The sequence below is a fragment of the Streptomyces sp. CA-106110 genome (assembly GCF_050936285.1).
Taxonomy (GTDB): domain Bacteria; phylum Actinomycetota; class Actinomycetes; order Streptomycetales; family Streptomycetaceae; genus Streptomyces.
This window is the reverse complement of sequence record NZ_JBNJNB010000002.1, coordinates 1,051,954-1,058,347: the sequence shown is the minus strand read 5'-3', so window position 1 is coordinate 1,058,347 and position 6,394 is coordinate 1,051,954. Positions and strand designations below refer to the sequence as shown.

Annotated in this window: 6 protein-coding genes; all 6 read left to right on the top strand. The window is 68.8% G+C overall.

Features of this window, described 5'->3' with window-relative positions; all coding sequences use genetic code 11:
- Positions 1-331 precede the first annotated feature (331 nt).
- The 6 genes from ACQEXA_RS62405 (at position 332) to ACQEXA_RS62380 (ending at position 6,393) form a co-directional block, all read left to right on the top strand.
- Positions 332-1,336 (top strand): LacI family DNA-binding transcriptional regulator, encoded by a 1,005-nt coding sequence (locus ACQEXA_RS62405; protein ID WP_432938676.1) that lies wholly within the window; start codon positions 332-334, stop codon positions 1,334-1,336.
- Between the two features lie 129 nt (positions 1,337-1,465).
- Positions 1,466-2,422, top strand: a complete 957-nt coding sequence (gene rbsK / locus ACQEXA_RS62400) for a ribokinase (protein WP_432938679.1) — start codon at positions 1,466-1,468, stop codon at positions 2,420-2,422.
- On the top strand, positions 2,419-2,823 hold the full coding sequence (gene rbsD / locus ACQEXA_RS62395; RefSeq protein ID WP_432938681.1) for a D-ribose pyranase: 405 nt from the start codon (positions 2,419-2,421) through the stop codon (positions 2,821-2,823). The genes rbsK and rbsD overlap by 4 nt, the downstream gene beginning before the upstream one ends.
- Positions 2,824-2,833: 10 nt before the next feature.
- Complete coding sequence (locus tag ACQEXA_RS62390) at positions 2,834-4,333, top strand: sugar ABC transporter ATP-binding protein (protein WP_432938683.1); 1,500 nt, start codon at positions 2,834-2,836, stop codon at positions 4,331-4,333.
- Positions 4,330-5,364, top strand: a complete 1,035-nt coding sequence (locus ACQEXA_RS62385) for an ABC transporter permease (protein WP_432938685.1) — start codon at positions 4,330-4,332, stop codon at positions 5,362-5,364. The genes ACQEXA_RS62390 and ACQEXA_RS62385 overlap by 4 nt, the downstream gene beginning before the upstream one ends.
- 12 nt (positions 5,365-5,376) lie before the next feature.
- Entirely contained in the window at positions 5,377-6,393 is a 1,017-nt protein-coding gene (locus tag ACQEXA_RS62380; protein ID WP_432938687.1) for a substrate-binding domain-containing protein, read from the top strand.
- The last annotated feature ends 1 nt before the right edge of the window (position 6,394 follow it).

The following is a 6,394-nucleotide window of genomic DNA, read 5'->3' as shown; positions in this document are numbered from 1 at the left end:
GAACTCGGCCTCGTCGCCCGGGTGGCGGGACGCCGGAGCGGGTTGACCAGGTCGGGATCACCGATTTCTGCAACACCCGTCGATTACAAAGCGGTTGCGGGTTTCAAGAGCTTGATCGACTACGAGAACGAGTGCTGCGTGGCCTGACCGTAGGACTGGCTGCACAGGAAGGACTTTAGAGTTTGAGGGAATTGACTGACCGGCATGTACTTCGCAAAACCGGGTTGAACCATGCTGGTTGAAAAATCTGCTCGCCCGCCATTGACGGGGTGTCGACGCGACTGCAATCGTTCTCTGACAACGGTTTCAGCGACGAATCGGGAGATCCGCAGTGAGCACCATCCACGATGTGGCTGCCCGCGCCGGGGTCTCCGCGGCCACGGTCTCCCGGTACCTGCGCGGCCACCGCGTTCGAACCGCGGAGGCGATTCAGGCGGCAGTGGACGCGCTGGGCTACCGGCCCAGTATCGCCGCGCAGTCGCTGAAGTCCGGGCGTACCAACACGATCGGCGTCGTGGTTCCCGACATAACCAACCCGTACTTCGCCGCCGTCGTGAAGGGCATGGAGTCGGCCTCCCGGGACCGTGGGTACCGCATCCTGCTCGCCAACAGCGACGAGAGCAGCGAGCGCGAGGACGAAGTGCTCACCGACATGATCCATCAGGTCGATGGGGTGATCCTGGCGCCGGCGACGGAGCAGGACGAGACGCCGCTCCATGTCCGCGACGCGGGCGTGCCGTTGGTGTTCGTGGACCGTGACCTGGCGGGCGGCGAGCACTTCGACGCCGTGCTGGTGAACAACCATGAGGGCGGCCGACAAGCGGCCTCCCATCTGTTGTCGCTCGGGCACACCCGGATCGCCGCCATCAGCGGCCAGCAGGAGACGACACCTGGACGGCACCGCCGCGAGGGATTCGTGGAGGCGCTGGCCGAGGGCGGCGTGGAGCTCCCCTCAGAGTTCGACCTGGTCGGTGATTTCCGGGAGGAGAGCGGCTACCAGCTCACGCTGCAGCTGCTGTCCTTGGGTGAGCCGCCCACTGCCGTCTTCACAGCCAACAACCTCATGACCGTCGGCGCGCTGAAGGCGCTGCACGACATGCGCGTCGGCGTCCCCGACCAGGTCAGCGTCATCGGCTTCGACGACCTCGACACCGGACCGCTGTTGAATCCGCCCCTCACCGTCATCGACCGCCCCATGGTCGAGCAGGGCGTCCTCGCCATGCGCTTGCTGCTCCAGCGGCTCGGTCAGGACGACGACCGGGACCGCAGTCCTCGTCGGATCACGCTCGACACCAAGCTCGTCCAACGCGGCTCCACGGGGGTGCCGCGGCAGTAGCCCGGGTCTGGCACCCGGCCGGGATCCGACCAGGTCCCGGCACACCAAGGCACCAGCACAACTGCGCAGGGCACAGCCACTTGGCCGTGTCCCTGCCCCGCTCATGCCAAAAACAGGAGGAGGACCGCGATGACCCGGACCGGTGTTCTCGTCGTCGGCAGCATTACCGCGGACGTCACCGCGTTCAGCCGGCGGCTGCCACAACCCGGCGAAACGGTGCTGGGGGACGACGTCACCCTCGTCCTCGGCGGCAAGGGGGCCAACCAGGCGGTCGCCGCCGCCCGGGCGGGCGCACCGACCTGGATGGTCGGCTGCGTCGGGCAGGACCTCTTCCGCGACATCGCGCTGGAGGGCCTGCGCGCACACGGGGTACAGACCTCCGAGATGCGTACGGTCCCTCACCGCACCGGCGTCGCTCACATCCGCGTCGACGCCTCCGGTGAGAACGACATCGTCATCACGCCACTGGCCAACGCCGCCCTCACACCGGACATGGTCGACGCGAGCATCACCAGGACCCGCAACCGCACGCGCGTCATGCTGCTGCAGCTGGAGGTCCCCGCCGAGGTCACCCGCCACGCCGCGCGGGCGGGGGCCGACGCCGGGTTCACCGTCGTGCTCGATCCGGCCCCCGCACAGCCGCTGCCGGACGATATCTGGGCGTACGTGGACATCGTCACCCCCAACGAGAGTGAGGCCACCGCCCTGACCGGCATCACCGTGGATGGTCCCGAGGCCGCCGAGCGGGCCGCCCGCTGGTTCCTCGACCGGGGTGTACGGCACGCGCTGATCACTCTCGGCGCAGCCGGGGCGGTCTCGGTCACCGCACAAGCAGTCCGGCACGTCCCGGCCTTCCCGGTCACCCCCGTCGACACCACGGCAGCCGGCGACGCCTTCACCGGCACGCTCGGCGCAGCCCTCGCCGACGGCCTGGACACCGACACCGCCCTACGACGCGCCATGGCCGCCGGAGCCCTGGCCACCACCCGTCCCGGCGCAAGCCCCTCGCTCCCGGACCTGGCCGCGGTCCGCGCCTTGCTCGCCACCGCCGATTCCGCAACAGACCTGGAAGGAGCCGCCTCGTGAGGCGCAACAACGGAACGCTCAACGGGCAGCTCGCCCGGGTCATCTCCGAGATCGGCCACACCGACCAGCTCGTCGTCACCGACGCCGGCCTGCCCACCCCACCCGGCGTGGAGCGGGTGGACCTGGCCGTCGCCGAGAACCTGCCGCGCTTCCTGGATCTGCTCGACGTGGTCCTGGCCGAGGTGGCAGTGGAGGACGTGCTCCTATCGGAGGAGATCAAGGAGGCGAGCCCGCAGATGCTCGTCGAGATCGAGAAGCGGTTCGCCGCGCACGGGGTGGCCCTGCGCTTCGTACCCCACACCACCTTCAAGAAGGCGACCGCCGCCGCACGGGCCGCCGTCCGCTCCGGGGAGTTCACCCCGTACGCGAACGTGCTGCTCACGGCGGGCGTCGTGTACTGAGGAGCCAAGCATGAGGCTACGACTCCAGGACGTCACCAAGTCCTTCGGCGAGAACAGCGTGCTGCGCGGCGTCACCTTCGAGGTCGGTCCGGGCGAGGTCGTGGCCCTGGCCGGGGAGAACGGGGCCGGGAAGTCCACGCTCACCCGAGTCATCTCCGGCGCGCACCAGCCGGACTCCGGGCAGGTCGTCATCGACGACGAGCTTGTGACGTTCAAGAACCCTCAAGGAGCGATGGCCCGAGGCATCGAGGTCATCTACCAGGAGTTCCGGCAAAACCTCTTCCCGCACCTGACCGTCGCCGAGAACATCCACGTCCTCGACCGCGAGCGGCGCTTCGGACGGCTGCTGGTCTCCAGGAAACGGATGGCCCGCGAAGCCCGGTCAGCCCTCGCCGAACTCGGTATGGACGGCATCGACGTGCTCAGGCCCGTCGGCACGCTGGGTGTCGCCCAACAGCAGATGGTCGAAATCGCCAAGGCCACCTCCCACGACCTGCGGCTGCTCATCCTCGACGAGCCCACGGCGGCTCTCGACGAGCGCGAGTCGCAGCAACTCTTCCAGCAGGTCCGGCGGTTGAGGGACGAGGGCGTGTCCATCATCTACATCAGCCACCGCCTCGACGAGATCTTCGAGCTCGCCGACCGCATCGTCGTCCTGCGCGACGGCCTGGTCGCCCTGGACTCGCCGACCGCAAGCACGGGCCCGGCGCAGGTCGTCGCGGCCATGGTCGGGAACACGGTGGACGACTTCTATCCCAAGGAGCGCAACACTAAGGAACAGATCGTCCTGCGGGTCCGGGGCGCCGGCTCTGGCGCCGCCTTCCAGGGCGTCGACCTCGATGTCCGTGCCGGGGAGGTCCTGGGAATCGGCGGCGTGGTGGGCTGCGGCCGCAGCAGCCTGCTGCGCGCGCTGTTCGCACTGGAGCCGCTCACCACTGGGACGGTCGAGGTCGACGGCAGTCCGGTGCCGCTGCGCCGCGTCCAGGACGCCATCGCCTGCCGCATCGCCTACGTCACCCCCGACCGGCAGGCGGAAGGCCTGTGTCCGGACCTGTCTGTGGAGGCCAACATCTCCCTGGCCACGCTGCGCCGCTACACCGGTCCGGCAGATCTCGTACGCCGGGGCCGGGAGCGGGAGGCCTGCGGCGAGGTCATGTCCCGGCTGCGCGTACGGACCGCCTCACCCGAGGCCGCGATGGCGTCGCTGTCCGGCGGTAACCAGCAGAAGGCGCTCTTCGCCAAGTGGGTCCTGACCGGCCCTCGGGTCCTACTCATGGACGAGCCCACCCGAGGGGTGGATGTCGTGGCGAAGACCGAGATCTACCGCATCATCAACCGGCTCACCGCAGACGGGGTCGCCGTCGTCCTGGTGAGTTCCGACCTCCCCGAGCTCGTCGCCATGTCCGACCGCGCGGTCGTCATGCGCCAGGGGCGGCTGGTGGCCGAGATGGCCGGCGACCGCCTCAGCGAGCAGTCCGTCCTGGAACACGCATTGGTAGGTGCCGCATGAGCTCCACCCTGAAATCCGTGGCCCGCCAACTGCGGGCGGTATGGATGCTGTTGCTGGTGGGCGTGATCCTGAGCATCGCATCCCCGGTCTTCCTGACCAGCACCAACCTGCTGAACGTCGGGCTGGCCACCTCGATGGTCGCGCTGCTGGCCATCGGCCAGACCTACGTCATCATCCTGGCCGAGATCGACCTCTCCGTCGGCGCTACCCTCGGCTTCTCCTCCGTGGTGACCGCCCTCGTCCTGCGCGACCACGGACTGCTGCCCGCCCTGGCGTCGGGTCTCGGCGTCGGCGCGGCCGTCGGCCTGGTCAACGGGCTGCTGGTCACCAGGACCCGGATGCCGTCCTTCATCGCCACGCTGGCCATGATGTCCATCCTGTCCGGGATGACGCTCCAGCTGACCGGCGGCAACCCGGTCGGCATCAGCGACTACGACTTCCAGGGCATCGGGCAGGACTACGTCGCTGGAATCCCCGTCCCCGTATGGCTGATGGTGGCCGGGTACGCGGTCTTCGGCGTGCTGCTGGCCCGTACCGGCTTCGGCCGCTTCGTCTACGCAACCGGCGACAACCTGGAGGCCGCCCGGCTGTCGGGCATCCGCACCCAGCGAGTCAAGGTCCTCGCCTTCGTGATCAGCGGGCTCCTGGCGGCACTCGGCGGCTTCATCCTCACGGCCCGACTGTCCACCGCCGAGCCCACCGCCGGAACCGGCCTGGAACTGGAGTCGATCGCCGCTGTCATCATCGGCGGCACCAGTCTCGCCGGCGGCCGAGGCAAGCTGCTCGGCACCCTGGTCGGTGCGCTGGTCCTCGGCGTCATCGACAACGGCATGAACCTGCTCGACGTCTCCCCGTTCCTGCAGAGCGTCGTCAAGGGCGTGGTCATCCTCCTGGCCGTCTTCCTCGACCGCAACGTCGATGCCCTGCGGGCCATGGTCGCCTGGCGCAAGCCGCCCCGCCCCTCCGAACCCTCAGCGCGGGACACCATCCCCGCCTCGACCCCCGTCCCCGCCGCGCGTCACACCCCCTGAAGGAGCCGCACCATGTCTGTCATCCGTACCGCAAGGACGGCCGCCGTCATCGCCGCCGTCACCGCACTCGCCCTCACCGGCTGCAGCCGGGGCACCCAGAACGCGGCCTCCGGCACCTCCCCCGGCAAGGCGTCCGGGAACAAGACCGCCACCTTGATCATGAGCACCCTGAACAACCCGTTCTTCGTCAGCGTCGAAAACGGCGCCCAGTCCCAGGCGTCCAAGTCCGGGGTGAAGCTCAGTGTGCAGAATGCCAACAACTCCGACTCCACCGCGCTCAATCTGGCCACCACCGCCATCTCCAAGCAGGTTGGCGCCCTGATCATCGACCCGGTCAGCAGCACGTCCGCGACGGCGTCCGTCAAGCAGGCCAACAGCGCCAACATCCCCGTCATGGCCTTCGACCGCAAGCCCGACAGTGGCACGCTGTCCTCCTTCATCGGCTACGACGCGATCCAGGCAGGCCGCAACGCCGCTGACGCGCTCGCCACGTCCCTCGGTAAGAAGGGCACGATCGTCGAGATCCAGGGTCTCCTCGGCACCAACGTCGCCCAGGACCGCAGCAAGGGCTTCGAGGAGCAGATCGCCAAGTACCCGAACATCAAGACCGTCGCCAAGCAGGCCGCCGACTTCGACCGGGCCAAGGCACTCGACGTCATGACCAACGTCCTCCAGGCCCACCCCGACATCGACGGCGTCTACGCCGCAAACGACGAGATGGCGATGGGCGCCCTCGCCGCCCTCAAGGCCCGCAGCCTCGCCGGAAAGGTCCGGCTCGTCGGCAACGACGGCATAGCCGACGCCCTCGCCGCCATCCAGGCCGGCACGATGTACGCCACCAATGCCGAGTCGCCCTACGCCCTCGGCCAGAAAGTCATCAGCCTCGCCGGAAACGTCCTCGACGGCAAGAAGGTGGCGGCCGAGGAGACCCTGCAGGGCAAGCTCGTCACCAAGTCCACCGTCAAGGCGTACGCCCGGTACCTCGTCGGGCTCGGCGACTCCGCCGACGTACCGGCCGAGCTTCGCTAAG

Coding starts and splice junctions, on each gene's coding strand:
- ACQEXA_RS62390 (WP_432938683.1), top strand. CDS start 2,834: ATGAGGCTACGACTCCAGGACGTCACCAAGTCCTTCGGCGAGAACAGC.
- ACQEXA_RS62380 (WP_432938687.1), top strand. CDS start 5,377: ATGTCTGTCATCCGTACCGCAAGGACGGCCGCCGTCATCGCCGCCGTC.
- ACQEXA_RS62385 (WP_432938685.1), top strand. CDS start 4,330: ATGAGCTCCACCCTGAAATCCGTGGCCCGCCAACTGCGGGCGGTATGG.
- rbsK (WP_432938679.1), top strand. CDS start 1,466: ATGACCCGGACCGGTGTTCTCGTCGTCGGCAGCATTACCGCGGACGTC.